Annotated in this window: 21 protein-coding genes and 2 riboswitches; of the genes, 7 read left to right on the top strand and 14 right to left on the bottom strand. The window is 63.2% G+C overall.

All coding sequences use genetic code 11. The features are described from left to right. Window positions 1–4 precede the first annotated feature (4 nt). Together crcB and HHL25_RS06220 are read right to left on the bottom strand one after the other, a co-directional pair. Window positions 5–382, bottom strand: coding sequence for a fluoride efflux transporter CrcB (crcB, locus tag HHL25_RS06215; protein ID WP_169588265.1), 378 nt, complete (start codon window positions 380–382; stop codon window positions 5–7). A 75-nt stretch (window positions 383–457) separates the two neighbouring features. Continuing rightward, window positions 458–994: a flavodoxin domain-containing protein gene (locus HHL25_RS06220; RefSeq protein WP_169588267.1), complete on the bottom strand. Its 537-nt coding sequence runs from the start codon at window positions 992–994 to the stop codon at window positions 458–460. Window positions 995–1282: 288 nt separating this feature from the next. Between HHL25_RS06220 and HHL25_RS06225 the strand changes: the two genes are divergently transcribed. Beyond that, window positions 1283–1558 (top strand): hypothetical protein, encoded by a 276-nt coding sequence (locus HHL25_RS06225; RefSeq protein ID WP_169588269.1) that lies wholly within the window; start codon window positions 1283–1285, stop codon window positions 1556–1558. Window positions 1559–1644: 86 nt separating this feature from the next. Here the strand turns inward: HHL25_RS06225 and HHL25_RS06230 are convergent, their stop codons facing one another. Beyond that, a complete protein-coding gene (locus HHL25_RS06230; RefSeq protein ID WP_169588271.1) occupies window positions 1645–2661 on the bottom strand; it encodes a DUF1775 domain-containing protein in 1017 nt (338 codons plus the stop codon). 87 nt (window positions 2662–2748) lie between these two features. After that, on the bottom strand, window positions 2749–3120 hold the full coding sequence (locus HHL25_RS06235; protein ID WP_169588273.1) for a hypothetical protein: 372 nt from the start codon (window positions 3118–3120) through the stop codon (window positions 2749–2751). Between the two features lie 236 nt (window positions 3121–3356). Continuing rightward, window positions 3357–3445, top strand: a riboswitch (glycine riboswitch). Between the two features lie 2 nt (window positions 3446–3447). Next, window positions 3448–3532, top strand: a riboswitch (glycine riboswitch). Between the two features lie 65 nt (window positions 3533–3597). On the opposite strand from HHL25_RS06235, the gene gcvT reads away from it, so the two are divergent. From gcvT to HHL25_RS06255, 4 genes are all read left to right on the top strand, one after another. Next, on the top strand, window positions 3598–4737 hold the full coding sequence (gcvT, locus tag HHL25_RS06240) for a glycine cleavage system aminomethyltransferase GcvT (RefSeq protein ID WP_169588275.1): 1140 nt from the start codon (window positions 3598–3600) through the stop codon (window positions 4735–4737). 178 nt (window positions 4738–4915) lie between these two features. Beyond that, on the top strand, window positions 4916–5278 hold the full coding sequence (gene gcvH, locus HHL25_RS06245) for a glycine cleavage system protein GcvH (protein ID WP_169588277.1): 363 nt from the start codon (window positions 4916–4918) through the stop codon (window positions 5276–5278). Next, window positions 5275–8139 carry an aminomethyl-transferring glycine dehydrogenase gene (gene gcvP, locus HHL25_RS06250; RefSeq protein WP_169588279.1) on the top strand — a complete coding sequence of 955 codons (2865 nt, stop codon included), beginning with the start codon at window positions 5275–5277 and terminating at the stop codon, window positions 8137–8139. The genes gcvH and gcvP overlap by 4 nt, the downstream gene beginning before the upstream one ends. Before the next feature lie 349 nt (window positions 8140–8488). Continuing rightward, window positions 8489–8815 (top strand): flagellar basal body protein, encoded by a 327-nt coding sequence (locus HHL25_RS06255; RefSeq protein WP_169588281.1) that lies wholly within the window; start codon window positions 8489–8491, stop codon window positions 8813–8815. Between the two features lie 167 nt (window positions 8816–8982). On the opposite strand, the gene HHL25_RS06260 is transcribed toward HHL25_RS06255, so the two are convergent. From HHL25_RS06260 to HHL25_RS06305, 10 genes are all read right to left on the bottom strand, one after another. Then, window positions 8983–9780, bottom strand: a complete 798-nt coding sequence (locus HHL25_RS06260; RefSeq protein WP_169588283.1) for a hypothetical protein — start codon at window positions 9778–9780, stop codon at window positions 8983–8985. Between the two features lie 134 nt (window positions 9781–9914). Beyond that, on the bottom strand, window positions 9915–10535 hold the full coding sequence (locus HHL25_RS06265; RefSeq protein WP_169588285.1) for a LysE family translocator: 621 nt from the start codon (window positions 10533–10535) through the stop codon (window positions 9915–9917). Further along, window positions 10532–10987 carry an Lrp/AsnC family transcriptional regulator gene (locus tag HHL25_RS06270; RefSeq protein ID WP_169588287.1) on the bottom strand — a complete coding sequence of 152 codons (456 nt, stop codon included), beginning with the start codon at window positions 10985–10987 and terminating at the stop codon, window positions 10532–10534. The genes HHL25_RS06265 and HHL25_RS06270 overlap by 4 nt, the downstream gene beginning before the upstream one ends. A gap of 153 nt (window positions 10988–11140) precedes the next feature. After that, window positions 11141–11533 carry a Fe-S cluster assembly scaffold SufA gene (sufA, locus tag HHL25_RS06275; RefSeq protein WP_169588289.1) on the bottom strand — a complete coding sequence of 131 codons (393 nt, stop codon included), beginning with the start codon at window positions 11531–11533 and terminating at the stop codon, window positions 11141–11143. 79 nt (window positions 11534–11612) lie between these two features. Then, window positions 11613–11993 (bottom strand): SUF system Fe-S cluster assembly protein, encoded by a 381-nt coding sequence (locus HHL25_RS06280; protein ID WP_169588290.1) that lies wholly within the window; start codon window positions 11991–11993, stop codon window positions 11613–11615. Between the two features lie 10 nt (window positions 11994–12003). After that, window positions 12004–13248, bottom strand: a complete 1245-nt coding sequence (locus tag HHL25_RS06285; RefSeq protein ID WP_169588292.1) for a cysteine desulfurase — start codon at window positions 13246–13248, stop codon at window positions 12004–12006. Then, window positions 13241–14518: a Fe-S cluster assembly protein SufD gene (sufD, locus tag HHL25_RS06290; RefSeq protein WP_169588295.1), complete on the bottom strand. Its 1278-nt coding sequence runs from the start codon at window positions 14516–14518 to the stop codon at window positions 13241–13243. Before sufD ends, HHL25_RS06285 begins: the two co-directional genes overlap by 8 nt. Window positions 14519–14548: 30 nt before the next feature. Beyond that, window positions 14549–15304, bottom strand: coding sequence for a Fe-S cluster assembly ATPase SufC (gene sufC, locus HHL25_RS06295; RefSeq protein WP_169588297.1), 756 nt, complete (start codon window positions 15302–15304; stop codon window positions 14549–14551). 249 nt (window positions 15305–15553) lie between these two features. Next, window positions 15554–17023: a Fe-S cluster assembly protein SufB gene (gene sufB, locus HHL25_RS06300; RefSeq protein WP_169588299.1), complete on the bottom strand. Its 1470-nt coding sequence runs from the start codon at window positions 17021–17023 to the stop codon at window positions 15554–15556. A 145-nt stretch (window positions 17024–17168) separates the two neighbouring features. After that, entirely contained in the window at window positions 17169–18335 is a 1167-nt protein-coding gene (locus HHL25_RS06305; protein WP_169588301.1) for a cysteine desulfurase family protein, read from the bottom strand. Window positions 18336–18550: 215 nt separating this feature from the next. Here HHL25_RS06305 and HHL25_RS06310 point away from each other — a divergent pair, with 215 nt between their 5' ends. Together HHL25_RS06310 and HHL25_RS06315 are read left to right on the top strand one after the other, a co-directional pair. Then, window positions 18551–19228, top strand: a complete 678-nt coding sequence (locus HHL25_RS06310; RefSeq protein WP_169588303.1) for an alpha/beta hydrolase — start codon at window positions 18551–18553, stop codon at window positions 19226–19228. A 170-nt stretch (window positions 19229–19398) separates the two neighbouring features. Next, window positions 19399–20262: a patatin-like phospholipase family protein gene (locus HHL25_RS06315; RefSeq protein WP_169588305.1), complete on the top strand. Its 864-nt coding sequence runs from the start codon at window positions 19399–19401 to the stop codon at window positions 20260–20262. Window positions 20263–20268: the final 6 nt, after the last annotated feature.

Here is a 20268-nt window from a genome sequence, read left to right on the forward strand (position 1 = left end):
CCGGTCAGAGCACCGAACGCATCAGGCCGATGCCGGCGACGGCGGCGGCGATCGAAGCGCCGATGCTCAGGACGAGATAGGCAAATCCGGCCACGGTCGCGCCCCGCTCGAAGAGTGTCACGGCGTCAAGGGCGAAGGCGGAGAAGGTGGTGAAGCCACCGAGAAAACCGGTGATCAGCAGGAGCCTCAGTTCGGCGGATGCACCGTAGCGGGCAACAATCAGTTCGGCGAGGACGCCGATCGCGAAGGAACCTGCCACGTTGACCACGAGCGTTCCCCACGGAAAGGACGGCCCCAGCAGCCTCAGGGCACCGACGCCGACCAGGTAGCGGCAGACAGAACCGACGGCGCCGCCGAGTGCCACGAGCAGAATCTGGTTCATCGGACGCCCCGAGCTTGTGCGGCGCGGCGCCGCGCGAAAAGGCCGCCGACCCGGTGGACCGGCGGAAGGTTCAGTTCACGCCTTGGCGGCAGCGACGAAGTCACGCGTGAAGGTTTCCAGAGCGGCCCAGTCGGTGAACTCGTGGATCTGCTTGACGTCGGTAGGAGCGCCCTCGCGCTCGGCCAGACGCTTGGCCATCCAGCGCTTGAAGAAGTCGTATTCGGTGTAGCGAAGCGCGCCGGCGGCGTGATGAACCATGCCGGGCGTCCAGCCGGTCTGGGCCATCAGCGCGTCGGGGAAGTGCATGGCCTCCTCGCGCTCCTCGGCAAACTCGCTGCGGATGAACAAGGAAACGGACACGAAGGCGCTCGGAACCGACTTCAGCCAGTCCTTCTCGCGCTCGACGAAGTCGACGAAGGGTGCAGGATAGCGGCCTGCGTGGATCGGTGCGCACAGGATGGCGGCCTGCGGATGATCGACGCCGAACTCCGCGCCGGTGACCACGTTGAACAGCACGGCACGGTCGCCGCCCTTTTCGATCTGCGCCGCGATCGTCTCGGCAATCTTGCGCGACTGACCTTCGATGCTGACGTAACCGACGAGAATAATCATGCTTTCCTCCGTCCCAGGACCAGCGACATCCCCCGTCGCCGGAGCCCAAAAAATGTTGTCTGTCAAAATGATTGCGCCGGCGGCGAATTCAGCTGGAAAATGACAGATTGCACCGCAATTGCAAGCCGAGGAGACCCCTCGAAGCCCCCCGGAACGCAAATAATTCATCATTGAACAAATCGACGGGCGACCATTCAGATTTTACTAAAACGCCATCCTCCGATTTAAAGATGCGGTCAGGCGCCTGCTGTAACATCCACCGATCTAAAGTCTATTGGTGAAGCCCAGATGACCCAGGTCCTTACAGTCTCCGCCACCACGGCGGGCTATGCGAGCGACAGCATCAAGCCGCCGCAACGCGCCTCCAAGGCCACGATGGTCGAGGAGAATACCCGCCTGCTCGCCGAGAAGGCAGCGGCCGGCGACGATTTCCAGCTCCGCGCCCTCGTGAGCGTGGTGCAGCCTCCCGCGCTCGCGCTCTATTTCCTGACGGCAAGCCAGAAGGCGCTCGGCCAGGCGAGCCTCAAGGAAACGATCGAGGCCTACAAGAGCTCGGCCACCTGATAAATTCCTCGCGTCTTACTCCCAAGACGAAGGGGCCGTGACCGATCTCCGGTCACGGCCCTTGCCGCATTCCAATCAGGCGGGCGTCACTTGCCCTTGGCCGGTCCGACCGGAAGCACGACCTCGACGGTGCCGGCCTTTGCGAAGGTCAGCTTGACCGTGACCTTGTTGCCTTCGACGAAGGGTTCCTTGACTTCCATGAACATCATGTGCAGGCCGCCCGGCTTAAGTTCGACCGTCTGACCGGCAGGGATCTGAATGCCGTCCTTGAGCGGACGCATTTTCATGACGTCGCCAACCATGGCCATCTCATGCAGTTCCATATGGCCTGCAACCGACGATTCGGCCGAAACGAGCGTGTCTTCGTGATGGCCGTTGTTGGTGATCGTGATGAAGCCGCCGCCCACGGGCTGACCCGGCAGCATCGCACGGGTAAAGCCGGCCGTCAGATCCAGATCGCCGACCTTGACCGGCTCCATGGTACCGGGATTGGCGCCAGCCATACCGGAGCCGTCCATGGCACCATGGCCCTGCATCTGGTGGCCGTCACCATGCATCGCGCCGTGCCCCATCATCATCTCACCTTCGGCGGCAGCGATCTTCAAGACCGGCGCGGGGCTCTTCAGCGAGTGCGGATCGACGCCTTCGCCGGCGATCTCGTCCCAGGCAACCTTTCCGTCAGCGCCACACAGCTGCACCGTCGGGAAAGCGAGACCGGACTGGCCGTCGACGCCCGAAATCTTACCGTAGACCGTGAACGTGTCGTAGAAGTCGTCCGGCAGCTCACCGCCCTTGAAACGGATCTCGACCGGGCCGGAGGTGATCTTCTTGCCGTGATTGTCGTAGGTCTTCTTGTAGTCGCCCTTGATGACCTCGATCTGCCAGCCGGGCTTCACCATGGGCTTTGCCGAGATGAAACCTTCCGGAAGCTTGATCTGCACTTCGTTGGTCGCCTTCCCGTCGCAGCCATGCGGCACCTGCAGGACGGCAGCGACATAGGACTCCGGCTTGGCCGGAGCATTGGCGAAAGTGGCATGGGCATGGGCCGAGCCTGCAGCGAGCGAGGCGACGGCAGCGGTCAAAAGCGAAGTGGTGATTTTCATGGGTCTTCTCCTGTCCGGTCCTCCGCCTTCGGAGGTGGCCGGCATGCGCCGCGATACGGCTGTTGATTCAATCGTCGAGAGAGGGAATCAGGAGAAGGACGGCGGCGCGCGCGAGCGCGGACGCTCGATCGATGAGACGGAGATCTGTTCGATCTTGGAGACAGCGGCGTTTTCGAGGCTGGCAAAACGGGTGACCAGCCAGCTCTCAGCCGGCGGCACCGGCAGCATAGTCGCGGACGACAGCGCGCAGGCCTCGCAGAACCGGCTCATCGACGGGTGCTTCGTCGCCATGTCGTTCAGGCAGATGTCGGCATAGGTCCCGTCGGGCAGCTGGAGCTGCGCAGTCTGATAGACAGCCGCCATCACTTGCGGCGGCTTGTGGGCGAAGGCGAGCGACAGCAGTGCGAAGGCGCAAAGCATGCGCAACAAGCCGCTTCCCTTCCATACTGCCTTCGACATACCAACCTCCGGTCCGGACGTCTGCTTATCGCCTTTCAAAGCGAAAATCAAAGCCGGTTTGAACCATGCGGCGACAATGCACCGTTCGGTCATGCCCTTCATTGATGCACCGCAAACATCGGCGGAATTGCCGCCATCGGGATCCCATTCATGGCGCGAATTGGATGACAGCGACAATTATTTGCTCGGTGGCGACGTTTGCTCTTGCCAACAGCCCCTCTTCCCCGATAATTGCCGCCGACCCTGCAGGGAGAAACCGGTTCACTCCGGTGCCGAAGGAGCAACCGCCCCGGAAACTCTCAGGCAAAAGGACCGCAGGGCGTCGACTGGAACTCTGGAGAGAAACCTTCCCCCCAAGGGAAGGGTGCGCCGAAGGGATAACAATCTCAGGCAAACGGACAGAGGGGGCTCATGACACCGGCACGACTGTGCCACGACTTGAGCCGGCGCGTTAGCGCCAAGAACCGGAGGCGCCTCTTGGACCAATCCGCTGAACTGCACAGAACTCCCCTCTACGACCTTCACGTCGCGCTTGGCGCGCGCATGGTGCCGTTCGCCGGCTACGACATGCCGGTGCAATATCCGGCCGGCGTGCTGAAGGAGCATCTCTACACCCGCACGCATTGCGGTCTGTTCGACGTCTCGCACATGGGACAGGTGACGATCCGGGCCAAGTCGGGCACTTACGAAGATGCGGCGCTGGCGCTCGAGACCCTGGTTCCGGTCGATATCCTCGGACTGAAGGAAGGCCGCCAACGCTACGGCTTCTTCACCGACGAGAACGGCGGGATCCTCGACGACCTGATGTTCGCCAATCGCGGCGACCATCTGCTCGTGGTCGTCAATGCCGGCTGCAAGCAGGCCGACATCGCCCACATGAAGAAGCACCTTTCCGACCGGGTCGAGGTGACCTACCTGGAGGATCGTGCATTGCTCGCACTCCAGGGACCGAAGGCCGAGAAGGTCCTGACCGAACTCTGGGCCGGGCTCTTCGCGATGAAGTTCATGGACGTCCGCGAGGTCGCGCTGCACGACATTCCGGCCATCGTCTCGCGCTCCGGCTATTCCGGCGAGGACGGCTTCGAGATCTCCGTGCCGGCCGCCAAGGCCGAGGAGCTTGCCCGCATCCTGATCGACCATCCGGACTGCGAACCGATCGGGCTCGGCGCCCGCGATTCGCTTCGCCTGGAAGCCGGGCTCTGTCTCTACGGCAACGACATCGACACGACGACGTCGCCGGTCGAGGCGGGTCTCGAATGGGCAATCCAGAAAGCCCGCCGCAAGGGCGGCGCACGCGAAGGCGGTTTCCCCGGGGCGGCGCGCATTCTGGGCGAACTGGAGAACGGCACGGCCCGCCGCCGGGTCGGGCTCAGGCCCGAAGGCAAGGCTCCGGTTCGTTCCCATGCCAAGCTTTATGCGGATGACGAAGGCAAGACGGAGCTCGGCGAAGTGACGTCCGGCGGTTTCGGCCCGAGCGTCGAAGCCCCTGTCGCCATGGGTTACCTGCCGACCGCCTTTTCGGAACCGGGTACCCAGGTCTTTGCCGAGGTTCGCGGCAAGTACCTTCCGGTCACCGTCGCAGCCATGCCTTTCATCACGCCGACCTACAAGCGGTAAACCGATGACCGCGATTGCCCCTCATCCGGCTGCCGCCACTTTCTCCCCGTTCTGACGGGGAGAGGAACGCATGTCGCAAATGCCCGACCGGTCCCCTCTCCCCGCCTGCGGAGAGAGGGTCAGGGTGAGGAACAATCGGCAGAGCCAACCCAGACACGATACACGAGAGGAACATCACATGCTGAAATTCACCGCTGAACACGAATGGCTGAAGCTCGAGGGCGATGTCGCGACCGTTGGCATCACCACGCATGCCGCCGAGCAGCTGGGCGACCTGGTCTTCGTCGAACTGCCGGAAGTCGGCGCGACCTTCGACAAGGGCGCCGACGCCGCGACGGTCGAATCGGTCAAGGCCGCGTCCGAGGTCTATTGCCCGCTCGACGGGGAGATCACCGAGATCAACCAGGCCATCGTCGACGATCCGTCGCTGGTCAATTCCGACCCGCAGGGCGCCGGCTGGTTCTTCAAGCTGAAGCTCAAGACCGCCTCCGATGCCGACGTCCTTCTCGACGAAGCCGCCTACAACGAGCTGATCGCATGACCACCTCCACAGAATTCCAGTTCACCGACTACCAGCCATACGATTTCGCCAACCGGCGCCACATCGGCCCCTCGCCGGCCGAAATGGAGGAGATGCTGAAGGTCGTCGGCTACAAGAGCCTCGACGCGATGATCGACGCCACCGTGCCGTCCTCGATCCGGCAGAAGGCGCCGCTCATCTGGGGCGCACCGATGACGGAACGGGAAGCGCTCGACACGCTGCGCGAAACCGCCAACAAGAACAAGGCGCTCGTCTCGCTGATCGGCCAGGGCTATTACGGGACGATCACTCCGCCGGTCATCCAGCGCAACATCCTGGAAAACCCGGCCTGGTACACGGCCTACACGCCCTACCAGCCGGAAATTTCCCAAGGGCGCCTCGAAGCGCTGCTCAACTACCAGACCATGGTCTGTGACCTGACCGGGCTCGACGTCGCCAATGCCTCGCTGCTCGACGAGGCAACCGCGGCGGCCGAGGCCATGGCGATGGCGGAGCGCACTGCGAAGTCGAAGGCCAAGGCCTTCTTCGTCGACGAAGCCTGCCATCCGCAGACCATCGCGGTGATCGAGACGCGCGCCGCGCCGCTCGGTTGGACCGTCATTGTCGGCAATCCCTTCACCGACCTCGACCCGACCGAAGTGTTCGGGGCGATCTTCCAGTATCCGGGCACGCATGGCCATTGCCATGACTTTTCCGGGCTGATCGCACGGCTTCACCAGACCGGCGCCATCGCCACCGTCGCAGCCGACATCCTGGCGCTGACGCTGCTCAAGTCGCCGGGCGACATGGGCGCCGACATCGCCATCGGCTCGACCCAGCGTTTCGGCGTGCCGGTCGGCTATGGTGGCCCGCATGCGGCCTACATGGCGGTCAAGGACGCCCACAAGCGCTCGATGCCGGGCCGCCTGGTCGGCGTCTCGGTCGATGCCAGGGGCAACCGCGCCTACCGCCTCAGCCTGCAGACCCGCGAACAGCACATCCGCCGCGAAAAGGCGACGTCGAACATCTGCACCGCCCAGGTCCTGCTCGCCGTCATGGCCTCGATGTATGCGGTCTTCCACGGACCGAAGGGCATCAAGGCTATTGCCCAGCAGGTTCACCAGAAGGCCGTCCTTATGGCCAAGGGACTGGAAAAGCTGGGATACACGGTCGAACCCGAAACCTTCTTCGACACCATCACCGTCGAGGTCGGCCACATGCAGGGGCTGATCCTGCGGGCAGCCGTCGCCGAGGGCGTCAACCTGCGCAAGGTCGGCACGACGAAGATCGGCATGTCGCTCGACGAACGCAGCCGCCCGGCGACGCTCGAAGCGGTCTGGCGGGCCTTCGGCGGCACGTTCCAGGTCTCGGATTTCGAGCCCGGCTACCGCCTACCGAAGGATCTGCTGCGTCAGACCAACTATCTGGAGCATCCGATCTTCCACATGAACCGCGCCGAAAGCGAGATGACCCGCTACATCCGCCGGCTCTCCGACCGCGACCTCGCGCTCGACCGGGCGATGATTCCACTCGGCTCGTGCACGATGAAGCTCAACGCCACTGCGGAAATGCTGCCGATCACCTGGCCGGAATTCTCCGAGATCCATCCCTTCGCGCCCGCCGACCAGGCACTCGGCTACAAGCAGATGATCGACGACCTGTCGGAGAAGCTGTGTGCCGTGACCGGCTACGACGCGATCTCGATGCAGCCGAACTCCGGTGCGCAAGGCGAGTATGCGGGGCTTCTGACGATCCGCAACTACCACCTGGCGAAGGGCGACACCCATCGCACCGTCTGCCTGATCCCGACCTCCGCGCACGGAACCAACCCCGCATCGGCACAGATGGCGGGCATGACGGTGGTGCCGGTCAAGGCCAAGGACAATGGCGACGTCGATCTCGACGACTTCCGCGCCAAGGCCGAGCAATATGCCGACACGCTTTCGTGCTGCATGGTCACCTATCCCTCGACGCATGGCGTGTTCGAGGAGACGGTGCGCGAGATCTGCGAGATCACCCACCGGCACGGCGGACAGGTCTATCTCGACGGCGCCAACATGAACGCCATGGTCGGGCTTGCCCGCCCCGGTGACATCGGCTCCGACGTTTCCCACCTCAACCTGCACAAGACCTTCTGCATTCCGCATGGCGGCGGCGGTCCGGGCATGGGGCCGATCGGGGTCAAGGCCCATCTCGCTCCCTACCTTCCCGGCCACGTCGAGACCGACGGTCGCCCGGGCGCCGTGTCGGCGGCACCCTATGGCTCGCCTTCGATCCTGCCGATCAGCTGGTCCTACTGCCTGATGATGGGCGGCGAAGGCCTGACCCAGGCGACCAAGGTGGCGATCCTCAACGCCAACTACATCGCCGCGCGGCTGAGCGGTGCCTATGACGTGCTCTACAAGTCCGAAGCCGGACGGGTCGCGCATGAATGCATCATCGACACCCGCCCGCTGGCCGAAAGCTCGGGCGTCACCGTCGACGACGTCGCCAAGCGGCTGATCGACTGCGGCTTCCATGCGCCGACCATGAGCTGGCCGGTTGCCGGTACGCTGATGATCGAGCCGACGGAATCGGAGACCAAGGCCGAGATCGACCGGTTCTGCGATGCGATGCTGGCAATCCGCGAGGAAGCCCGCGACATCGAGGAGGGCCGCATGGACAAGACCAACAACCCGCTCAAGAACGCGCCGCACACGGTGGAGGATCTCGTCGGCGAGTGGACCCGTCCCTACAGCCGCGAGCAAGCCTGCTTCCCGCCCGGCGCCTTCAGGGTCGACAAGTACTGGTCCTCGGTCAACCGCGTCGACAACGTCTATGGCGACCGCAACCTGGTCTGCACCTGCCCGCCGATGAGCGAATACGCGGAAGCGGCCGAGTAAGCGTCGCGACACCTCTCCAGGAGCCTCGAAAGCCCGCCCCACCGGCGGGCTTTTTCTTGTCCCCCTTTGTCTCGCCGGACTGATCGGGGCGCGGTGGCGCTGCGGCGAAGCGCTCGCAAGGGCCAAAAATGCCTATTCCCGATTTTCCTATTCTTCTATTTAGCTATTAAACTAATTACCTTGCCAAATTACGCAGACCGCTCCTGTAGGCTGCGATGCGTGAGGCGGCGTACTGTTTCGGGACAACTGTCCTCTCCCCGGTGAGCTCTCGTGAACCCAGCCCCTTCACCCTTCCCTAACAACGGCCGGGATAAGTTTGCGCCATTCGAACAAGCACCGAGGCAAAAGCATGGGAATTTCCGCGATCATGGGCGTTGCCGCATCCGGCATGCAGGCCCAGACAACGCGTCTGTCGGCCGCCGCGAGCAATGTAGCGAACGCGCTGACGCCAGCCTATGACCGCCGCGTCACATCGTTTTCCACCACCGAGAGCGGCGGCGTCTTCGCTTCCGTGCGCCCATCGGGCGAAGCCACGCCAGACGGCGGCTCGAATGTCGACCTCGCTTCCGAGATCATGGATGCGACGAGCGCCGAGGTCGGCTTCAAGGCCAATGCCGCCGTATGGGAAACCGGTGCAGAGATCTGGGACGTTCTCATGAGCATCAAGCGCGACTGAGCAATCGCCGATCCGACGACAAGGCGCTCTCCTGACGCGCTGCCGCCAAAACGCAAGGCGACGGCTGAACCAGCTGCCGCATTTTCTGGCGCCTGATCGCACCCTACGCCAATTTCAATGCTGACGATCAGACCGGGAGGTCGTGCCTCCCGATCCCACGCAGACGATCAACCGGCATCGCCCTCGTCGACGACTTCCTCGCCGCCGTCATCTGCTTCACCATCGTCCGCAGCGTCATCGTCGGCACCGCCGTCATCGACATCCGCGTCATCTGCACCACCGTCGTCGACCTGTTCATCCTGGCCGTCATCGACCTGGCCCTGGTCCTGGTCGTCCGCATCGTCCGGTTGGTCGGCATCGTCAACCTGCTGGTCATCGGACGTATCGACGAACCCGTCGTCGACGTCATCGACCACGTCCTCGGCAAGCTGGTCACCTGCGGCATCTTCCGCCGACCCCTCGTCAAGGTCCGCCTCGACATAGTCCTCGACCTCCTCGTAGACCACCTCCTCGGTTTCCTCGTAAGTGACCTCGACATATTCCTCGGTAACAGAGATCTCCTCGGTGGTGATGACGGTGTAGCTTTCGTAGACCGACCATTCGATCGTGTAGCCGAAGCTGTAGCTCAGGTCGACGAAGTGGCGACCGCGCGAACCACCAGTAATCGCCGTCACCCCCTTGCCGAGCTTCAGCACCACAAGACCGATGATTTCCGAACTGTAACCGTCGACGGCCATCAGCGCCTCGGTGCCGAAGCCGTCGGCAACGTGAAGGAAGTAGACCTGGGCCAAGCGGCGCATGTCGAGCACCTTGATGCCGCGATGGTCGAGAGCGTCGACGATGAAATGCGGCGAACGCAGCTTGTGGACACGATGCGTCGCGGCGGTCGCCCCATTATACGGAATGGCGACCAGCGCGCTGGCGAGTTGCAGGGCGATGGCGGTGGAGCACAAGAATTTGCGCAAGCGACTTTATCCTGGGGAGGGAGTGACGATCTAGCCCGCGTCCTCCCGAGCGCGGCCGGCTCGACGCTGCACCGGACGGAATTGGCTGTCATCGGCCAAAACCGGGCGGGTCAGGATCCTCCCGGAATTGGCCGTCAGCCGACGAGGTTGGGGAGCCCCATGGCAATCGCCAACACGCCGAAGACCAGCAGAACGACGCCCGAAACCCTCGATACCCAGAGAGAAAAGGCCGCTGGCAAACGATGATGGAGCACCGCGACCAGCCCCGACAGGAAGATCCACCACGACATGGAACCCACGAAGACACCGGCAACCAGCATCCCCACGCCTTCTCCCTCTCCCGCGAGGCCGAGGCCGGCGAAGATCGCGGCGAACGAAAGGATCGTCGCCGGGTTGGCGATGGTCAGGACGAAAGTCGCTGCGGTCGTTGCCAAAAGCCCCCGCGCGCCGGTCCTCGCCGCGGTCACCTCGCCGCGCGGGCGAAAGCTCTGGAAGCCGAGCCACAGCAGGAAGGCGCCGCCGACGAGTTGCAGCGGCAGCGCGATCGTGTCGAGGAGGACGGCAAAGGCCGCAAAGCCGGCCGCCGCCATCAGCGCATAGGCGCCGTCGGCCAGCGCCGTTCCGAGGCCGCCCGCGACACCGGCCCAGAAGCCGCGCTCAAGCGTGCGGGAAATGCAAAGGGCGCCGATCGGCCCCAGCGGAGCGGCGATGGCGAGGCCGAGCAGCATGCCCTTGCCGAAGAAAAGCAGGCTCATGACCTCTCCTCCGCCGGGGTAAAGCCGCGCTCGACCGCCGTCGAAAGCGCGATCATGGTCTCGCTGCGGGCAAGGAAGCGATGCGCCTTCAGCTCGCCGAGAAAGGCCTCGAGCGCCGCCAGGTCGGGAATCCGGACCTTGAGCATGTAGGACCAACCTCCCGTAACGTGATGGCATTCCGCAACGGAGGGATGCTGCGCCACGAAAGCCTTGAAGGCCGGCTCACCCGCCTCGTAGTCAAGCGCGACCAGCACGAAAGCGGTCACGCCGAGGCCGAGCGCCGCATGATCGGCATCGACGGTGAAACGCCGGATGACACCCGAGGTGGTCAGCCGGCGTATCCGTTCGTTGACGGCGGAAGCCGACAGCCCGACCGCTTCACCGATATCGGCGAGCGAGCGGCGGGCGTCTTCCGCAAGAAGGGCAGTGATTTTCTTGTCAATGATATCCATGACCGCAAGATATGCGTCGAACCTCGCGTAATCAACATATTTTGCTGAATATATGTAGTCAGCCACATTATTTTCTGTCGACACCCTCCGGAACCGCACAAAAAAAGCCCGGTCAAAGACCGGGCTTGTGCTTCCGATTGGGTTCGATGTGAACTAGCCGGCGAGCGCGGCGTCCTGTTTCTGGCGGGCGAGTTCCGCGAGATCGGCGGCCTTCAGCTCGACCGATTCGCCGCAGCCGCAGGCCGAGGTCTGGTTAGGATTGCTGAAGGTGAAGCCGGACCGCAGCTTGGTGGTCTCGAAATCCATCTGCGTTCCGAGCAGATAAAGGACTGCGGCCGGATCGACCCAGACGCTTGCGCCATCGCGCTCGATCAGGTCGTCCTTCGGGTTCGGCTCGGTCACCAGATCGATGGTGTACTCCATCCCGGCGCAACCACCCTTCTTGATGCCGACACGCACACCCCTGGCGTCCGGTCCGGAATTTTCAATGATCGCGCGGACGCGGGCTGCTGCCGCATCCGTCATGGTCATCACCTGAAAGCCCATTTCGTTTCTCCAATCGCCTCCGGGTTCAAGGCCCGTGGTTTCGCGAGTCTACCAAATGTAGTGGGCGACTTGTCTTCTATCAATACCAGCCGACGGCGACCTGCGCTTCTTCCGACATGCGGTCGGGGGTCCACGGCGGATCGAAGGTCATCTCGACCTCGACGCCGGAAACACCTTCGACCGCACCGACGGCATTCTGCACCCAGCCCGGCATCTCGCCGGCGACCGGGCATCCGGGGGCCGTCAGCGTCATCATGATCTTGACCATGCGATCGTCGTCGATGTCGATCTTGTAGATCAGCCCGAGCTCGAAGATGTCGGCCGGAATTTCCGGGTCGTAGACCGTCTTCAGCGCCGCTATGATGTCGTCGCTGAGGCGTGCCACCTCGTCCTGGGGAATCGCAGTGTGGACGATCCCGTCGCGGACGTCCGGCTTCATTTCGCTTTCGTTGACGCTCATCGACGTTTCCTCACGCGAAAAAGGTGCGGGCATGGTCGAGCGCATCAGCGAGCGCATCGACTTCCGCACGGGTGTTGTAGAGACCGAAGGAGGCCCGGCAGGTCGAAGTGACCCCGAAGCGGGCGAGCAGCGGCTGGGCACAATGGGTTCCGGCGCGAACGGCAACGCCGCGGCGGTCGATCAGCATCGACACGTCATGGGCGTGGATGCCGGCAAGCTCGAAGGAGAATATCGCGCCCTTGTCGGGGGCATTGCCGATGATCCGCAGGGAGTTGATCGCCGAAAGCCTTTCATGAGCATAGGCGCGCAGGCCTTCCTCATGGGCAGCGATCGTGGCACGACCCAGACCTTCCATGTAGTCTAGCGCATAGCCAAGCCCGATCGCCTGGACGATCGGCGGCGTGCCAGCCTCGAAGCGATGCGGCGGGTCGTTGTAGGTGACATTGTCTTCCGTCACCTCGACGATCATCTCGCCACCGCCCATGAAGGGCCGCATCTCAGCCAACCGTTCCTTCTTGCCGTAGAGCACGCCGATGCCGGAGGGACCGTAGAGCTTGTGGCCGGTGATCGCATACCAGTCGCAATCGAGATCCTGGACGTCGACCGGCATGTGGACGGCACCCTGCGACCCGTCGACCATCACCGGAATGCCGCGTGCATGGGCGATCCGGCAGACTTCCTTGATCGGCACGACGGTGCCGAGCGCGTTCGACATGTGGGTGATCGCGACGAGCTTGGTGCGCTCCGTCAGGCATTTCTCGAAGGCCTCGAGATCGAAGGAACCATCGTCATGAACCGGAGCCCAGACCAGCTTGGCACCCTGCCGTTCCCGGATGAAGTGCCAGGGCACGATGTTGGAGTGATGCTCCATGATGGAGAGCACGATCTCGTCGCCCTCGCCGATATGGGTCATGCCCCAGCCATAGGCGACCGTGTTGATCGCCTCGGTGGACGATTTGGTGAAGACGAGCTCGTCGAGCGAACCCGCGTTCAGGAAACGGCGCACCTTTTCGCGCGCCGCCTCATAGGCGTCCGTCGCGGCATTCGACAGGAAATGCAGGCCGCGATGAACGTTGGCATATTCGTTCGAATAGGCATGCGCCACCGCATCGATCACCAGCTTCGGCTTCTGCGCCGAGGCGGCATTGTCGAGGTAGACCAGCGGCTTGCCGTAGACTTCACGCGACAGGATCGGGAAGTCGCGGCGGACGGCCGCGACGTCATATCCAGCCTGTGCGGGCAGATGATCAGCCATGATGTTCCAGCCAGTCGGTGATGAGCGCTTCAAGTGCTTCGACCAGCGCCTCGTCTTCCAGTTCCTCGACGATCTCGGCGACGAAACCGTTGATCAGCAGGGCCCGCGCCTTCTTCTCCGGAATGCCGCGCGACATCAGGTAGTAGAGGTGGGTCTTCTGAATATCGGCAACCGTCGCGCCATGGGCGCACTGCACGTCGTCGGCGAAGATTTCCAGCTCGGGCTTGACCGAGAACTCGGCATCGTCCGACATCAGCAGCGTGTTGCAGGCCATGCGGGCATCGGTCTTCTGGGCATCGGGCGCAACCCGGATCATGCCCTGGAAGACGCCGCGGGCGCGGTCGAACACGACGCTGCGGATGATTTCCGTCGAGGTCGTGTTCGGCACGTCGTGGCCGAGCGTCATCGTCACGTCGGTGTGGCTCTCGCCGCCGAGGAGGTTGACGCCGCGGAGCGTGAAATCCGCCCCCTCGCCGACCGTCTTCACATGCACTTCCTGGCGCACCAGCTTGCCGCCGGCATTGATGACGAACAGCCGGAACTTCGCATCCGCGCCAAGATCGGCGCGGATCTGGCCGAGATGGCTGTCGGCATCGCCTTCGCCCTGGAGGATGATCCAGGTCACTTCCGCGCCGTCTTCGACCTTCAGGTCGGCAACGACGGAGGCGAGTGCGGCAGCGTCGCTCTGGCCGATGTGGCGCTCGATCACCGTCGCCTTCGAGCCCTTGCCGAACACGGTCGGGAAGCGCAGGTGGACGTGGCCGGCCGCGTGAACCGACTGCAATTCGATCGGAGCCTCGATCTCCGCATCGGCGGCGATGTCGAGAACATAGCCGTCGCGCACGAAGGCGCCGTTGATGCGGCCGATGGTGTCGTCACCGTTGAAGGCGGTCAGGCCTTCCGCCGCCTCACCACTCAACAGTGCGTCGCGGTAGAGCGAGACGCTCAGGCCTTCCGGCAGCGCGGCCGGCGCCTTGGCGACGCCCTGCAGGACCTGCAGCACGGTCGCTCCGGTAACGAGCGGGGAAACGCCGTCGGCCACGGCCTGCGGTGCGTCGGCCGGCAGAGCGCGCAGAAGCGTCTTCAGGTCGGTGTAGTGGAAGGTCTCGACGCGGCGCGTCGGCAGGCCCTGGCGCTTCAGCGCATCGAAGAGATCGTCTCGCTTCGAGATCACGGCGCCGTCGCCCGGCAGGCTGCCAATCTGGCTGGCATAGGCGTCGATGAGCTGGGTCTCGGCTGCGGTGAGCCGGTTGGCCGCTTGCAAGGTCATCGTTGCAACTCCTTCAAACTCGGCCCGAACTCAGGCGGCCTGCCCGGTGATGTCGGCATAACCATTGGCTTCCAGCTCGAGTGCCAGCGACTTGTCGCCGGTCTTGACGATCTGGCCCTTGTAGAGGACGTGGACCGTATCCGGCACAATGTAGTCGAGCAGGCGCTGGTAGTGGGTGATCACGACGGTTGCGCGATCCGGGCGCTTCAGCGCGTTGACGCCGTCGGCGACGATCTTCAGGGCGTCGATGTCGAGGCCGCTGTCGGTTTCGTCGAGGATGCAGAGCTTCGGCTCGAGCAGCGCCATCTGCAGGATCTCGGCGCGCTTCTTCTCACCGCCGGAGAAGCCGACGTTGAGCGGACGCTTCAGCATGTCCGGGTTGATCTTCAGTTCGGCAGCCGCTTCCTTGACACGACGCATGAATTCCGGCGTCGTCAGTTCGTCCTCGCCGCGGGCCTTGCGCTGCGAGTTCATCGCAACCTTCAGGAACTGCATGGTGGCGACGCCCGGGATTTCGACCGGATACTGGAAGGCGAGGAAGATGCCCTTGGCGGCGCGCTCGGCCGGATCGAGCTCGAGAATGCTCTCGCCGTTGTAGAGAATGTCGCCTTCGGTGACTTCGTAGTCCTCGCGGCCCGACAGGATGTAGGAGAGCGTCGACTTGCCGGAGCCGTTCGGCCCCATGATGGCAGCGACTTCGCCGGCCTTCACGGTCAGGTTCAGGCCGCGGATGATCTCGGTGCCGTCTTCGGCGATGCGGGCATGGAGGTTTCTGATTTCAAGCATGTCTGTGTTCCTGTTTCAGGCAGCCGGATCACTTCGACCGCGTGTAAGAATGATGAGCAGCCCCCGCCAGATCATTTCCAACCAGTTGTTGGAATAGAAGGCGACGAAGAGAATTAGGAGGACCCAAGAAATCAGGAAAACCTGCGAGGATCGCCTGCCAATGGCCTGCATCCTCTTCTTGAGATACTTATGCTCCTGCTTCTTCGTCTCGGACGTCTCCGTTTCCATCAGTGGCGTTTCAAGCCGACATCAGCCGACCGAACCTTCCAGCGAGATGCTGATCAGCTTCTGCGCTTCAACCGCAAATTCCATCGGCAACTGCTGGATGACGTCGCGGACGAAGCCGTTGACGATCAGCGCGATCGCCTCTTCTTCCGGGATGCCGCGCTGCATGGCGTAGAACTTCTGGTCCTCGGAGATCTTCGAGGTCGTCGCCTCGTGTTCCACCTTGGCGGTCGAGTTCTTCACCTCGATATAGGGCACGGTGTGGGCGCCGCAGCTATCACCGATCAGGAGCGAGTCGCAGTTGGTGAAGTTGCGGGCGTTCTCGGCCTTGCGGTGCATCGAGACCTGGCCGCGATAGGTGTTCTGCGACACACCGGCCGAGATGCCCTTCGAGATGATGCGGCTTCTGGTGTTCTTGCCGAGATGGATCATCTTGGTGCCGCTGTCGACCTGCTGATGGCCGTTGGAGACGGCAATCGAGTAGAACTCGCCCTGGGAATTGTCGCCGCGCAGGATGCAGGACGGATATTTCCAGGTGATCGCCGAGCCGGTCTCGACCTGGGTCCAGGAGATCTTCGAATTCTTGCCACGGCAATCGCCACGCTTGGTGACGAAGTTGTAGATGCCGCCCTTGCCGTCCTTGTCGCCCGGATACCAGTTCTGGACGGTCGAATACTTGATCTCGGCATCATCGAGGGTGACGAGTTCGACGACGGCTGCATGCAGCTGGTTCTCGTCGCGCTGCGGCGCCGTGCAGCCCTCGAGATAGGACACATATGCGCCCTCCTCGGCAATGATCAGCGTGCGCTCGAACTGGCCCGTGTTCTTCTCGTTTATGCGGAAATAGGTCGAAAGTTCCATCGGGCAGCGAACGCCCTTCGGAACGAAAACGAACGACCCGTCGGTGAACACCGCGGAATTCAGCGTCGCATAATAGTTGTCGGTCACCGGAACGACGGAGCCCAGATACTTCTGCACGAGTTCCGGATATTCGCGGATCGCCTCGGAAATCGACATGAAGATCACGCCGGCCTTCTTCAGCTCTTCCTTGAAGGTCGTGACGACGGAGACCGAGTCGAAGACCGCGTCGACGGCGATCTTGGAGGTCTGCACGCCGGCGAGGATTTCCTGCTCTTTCAGCGGAATGCCGAGTTTTTCATAGACCTTCAGCAGTTCCGGGTCGACCTCGTCGATCGACTTCGGGCCCTCAGTGCCCTTCGGCGCGGCATAATAATAGATGTCGTTGAAATCGATCTTCGGATAGTTCACCCGTGCCCAGGTCGGCTCTTCCATGGTGAGCCAACGCTTATAGGCATCGAGACGCCACTGCAGCATCCAGTCCGGCTCGTTCTTCTTCGCGGAAATGAAACGGATGATATCTTCCGACAGGCCCTTCGGAGCCTTGTCGACCTCGATCATCGTCTCAAAACCATACTTGTACTGGTCGACATCGATCTGGCGGACCTGATCGATCGTTTCCTGCACAGCAGCCATTCGCGTTCTCCAATCTTGCCGGGTCAAAGTCCGGCAGCTTGTCAACGTTTGAAGCGGAAACCCGCCCTTATGTAGTCGCCAAAGGCGTGTTTTTCACCCCTTATGGCAAGGAGAAAATTGGGTTTTGCCAATTTTTCCCTGTCTTTCATGCCGCCGCGCCGGAAATCTTCCGGCGTGCGGCAATCCTTGTAAATATCTCGACTGCGCGATCGATTTCCTCGACCGTGGTCGCAGCCCCCAGCGAGATGCGCAAGGCGCCGGTCTTGGCATCCTGGCCCATGGCGGTCAGCACATGGCTCGCACCGACCTTGCCCGACGAACAGGCAGCGCCCGCCGAGAGGGCGACGCCTTCCAGATCGAAGGCGATCTGCCCGGTCTCCGCCTTCAGCCCCGGCAGGGTGAAAAAACTCGTGTTTGCCACCCGCGCTACACCCGCCCCGTGGACGACAAGGTCCGGAGCCGCGTTTCGCATGCCTGCTTCGAGGCGGTCGCGCAAGGCGCCGATTGCCGCATTCCGTTCGTCGAGGCCGTCCCGCGCCCAGGCGGCGGCGGCTCCGAAACCGGCGATCGCGGCCACGTTTTCCGTTCCGGCGCGATGACCCTTTTCCTGGCCTCCGCCGCGCACCAGCGGAGACGGCATCAGGGTCTCGCCACGGGCGATCAGGGCGCCCGCCCCTTTCGGTCCGCCGATCTTGTGGGCCGACAGGATGAGGAAATCGGCGCCGAGATCGTCGATGTCGAGGGCAATCCGGCCGGCGGCCTGAACGCCGTCGACGAGAATGAGACCGCCACGGGCGTGAACGAGGCGAGCTGCCTCCCGGACCGGCTGAACGATGCCCGTCTCGTTGTTGACCGCCATGACGGCGACCATCGGAAGGCCGGCCGTGCCGTCATGGGCCGCGAGAAGCGCTTCGAGGGCCGCAAGATCGATAAGGCCCGAGGGCGTCACCGGGATCTCGCCGACCTGGCCCGGGGCGAAACGTCCACCTTCGCGAACCGCCGGATGCTCGATGGCCGATACATAAAGCCGGCCGATCGCCAGCGGCGCCTTGCCCATCCGGAACACCGGAGACAGCACCAGATTGGCCGCCTCGGTCGCGCTCGCGGTCAAGACGACATTGGGGGCCGTCGCGCCGACAAGTGCGGCGACCTCGCGCCGTGCCGCCTCGATCACCGCGCGGGCGGCGCGCCCCTCGGCATGGACGGAAGACGGATTGCCGGTCAAAGCCAGGGCGGAGATCATAGCCTGCCGCGCGCCCTCCAGAAGAGGGGCGGTCGCATTCCAGTCGAGGTAGATGCGGTCCTTGGCCATGTCACACTAGCGACGCAGTCCCCGTCGCGGGAAAGCGCATTTTCCTTGAAATTTCCGTCGGGCTTGTCCTATGACACGTTCGACCATGGATGGACAGCCAATCCAGTTTCGAACGGTTCTAAATTGCGTTTTATGAAAGTTGACTGGACTCGTCAAGTCAACGAACTGAAATGCGTTTCGAAGAACCCCAAAAACCTGCAGGGACCGGAGTTTCAATGCCCGAAGTGATTTTTAACGGCCCGGCGGGCCGCCTCGAGGGACGTTACCAGCCTTCAAAGGAAAAGAGCGCGCCGATCGCGATCATCCTGCATCCGCATCCGCAGTTCGGCGGCACGATGAACAACCAGATCGTCTACCAGCTCTTCTACATGTTCCAGAAGCGCGGCTTCACGACGCTTCGCTTCAACTTCCGCGGCATCGGCCGCAGCCAGGGTGAATTCGACCACGGTGCCGGCGAGCTTTCCGATGCCGCGTCGGCGCTCGACTGGGTGCAGAGCCTGCATCCGGATTCCAAGAGCTGCTGGGTCGCCGGCTATTCCTTCGGCGCCTGGATCGGCATGCAGCTTTTGATGCGCCGTCCGGAGATCGAAGGCTTCATGTCGATCGCGCCGCAGCCGAACACCTACGACTTCTCCTTCCTCGCCCCCTGCCCGTCGTCCGGCCTCATCATCCACGGGGATTCGGACAAGGTTGCTCCGGAAAAGGACGTCCAGGGCCTCGTCGACAAGCTCAAGACCCAGAAGGGCATCCTGATCACGCACAAGACCGTGCCGGGCGCCAACCACTTCTTCAACGGCCAGGTCGAAACGCTGATGGCCGAATGCGAAGAGTATCTCGACCGCCGCCTCGAAGGCGATCTGGTCCCGGAACCGGCCGCCAAGCGGATCCGCTGAGTGCCGTTCACCGAATGCTTGCTTAACGCCGTCCCCAAAGGACGGCGTTTCTTTTTTGGCGCTGGGCCAGCGGCTGCCCAAGACATTCCAGGCGTTGACAAAGGACGGCAGATCGTTCTGAGTTGAACAATTGATTTATTCCTTTCCGTCAGATTGTCGATCCGGTTGCCATGTCCGACACCTTTTCCTTCGATGCGATCGGCTTTGCCGGCGGCGGCAACCGCTGCTACTGGCAGAGCGGCTTCTTCAAGGCCTTTACCGAACATCATCCCCAACGACCGGGCTATTACGTTGCGGTGTCGGCGGGCGCGTATCACGGCGCGATGAACCTCGCCGGCGTGGGCGACCGGGTGCGTGAGGCCGCCTTTACCTTTGCCGAACGCAACACGCCGGACATCGACTGGTCGCAGTTGCGGCTTGGGCGTTCGCCGCTGGTCGTCGGTGGCCTTTTCCGCGCCTTTCTCACCCAGCAGTTCGGGGAGGCGGAACTCAAGGCGCTCAAGGCCGCGCCGCCGATGCTGATCCAGCTTTCCTGCCCGCCGGCGTGGATGCCCGGCGGGATCGCCGCGCTCGGGTCGATCGCGGCCTACCAGATCGAAAAGCGCCTGACCGGCGGGGCGCATTCCAAGGCCGGCCGCTATCTCGGACTGAAACCCGCCTGGGTCTCCACGCACGACCTTGCGACGGCAGAAGATCTCGTCGACGCGATCATGGCGACCTCGTCGGTCCCTCCCTTCATGCCGGTGGGCCGGCTTTCGGGGCGCACCCATCTCGACGGCGGCCTCGTCGACAACCCGCCGACGATCCGGCTCCGGCAGAGCGAAGAAGCCGGCAAGCGCACGCTGCTGATCACCACGCGGCCCGGCCGCCTGCCCCCGCCGTCACCCGGCCGGATCGTGATCGGGCCGAGCACGGACATCCCGGTCAACAAGTTCACGGTCGGCGATGCCGCCGGGCTTCGCCACGCCTACGAAACGGGCTTGCGCGACGGCGAAGCCTTCGCGAAGAAGTTGCCGGACCTGTTCGACGCTTGACGCGAA

Origin of the sequence: Rhizobium terricola (assembly GCF_012927355.1) — a bacterium.
Lineage (GTDB): Bacteria > Pseudomonadota > Alphaproteobacteria > Rhizobiales > Rhizobiaceae > Allorhizobium > Allorhizobium terricola.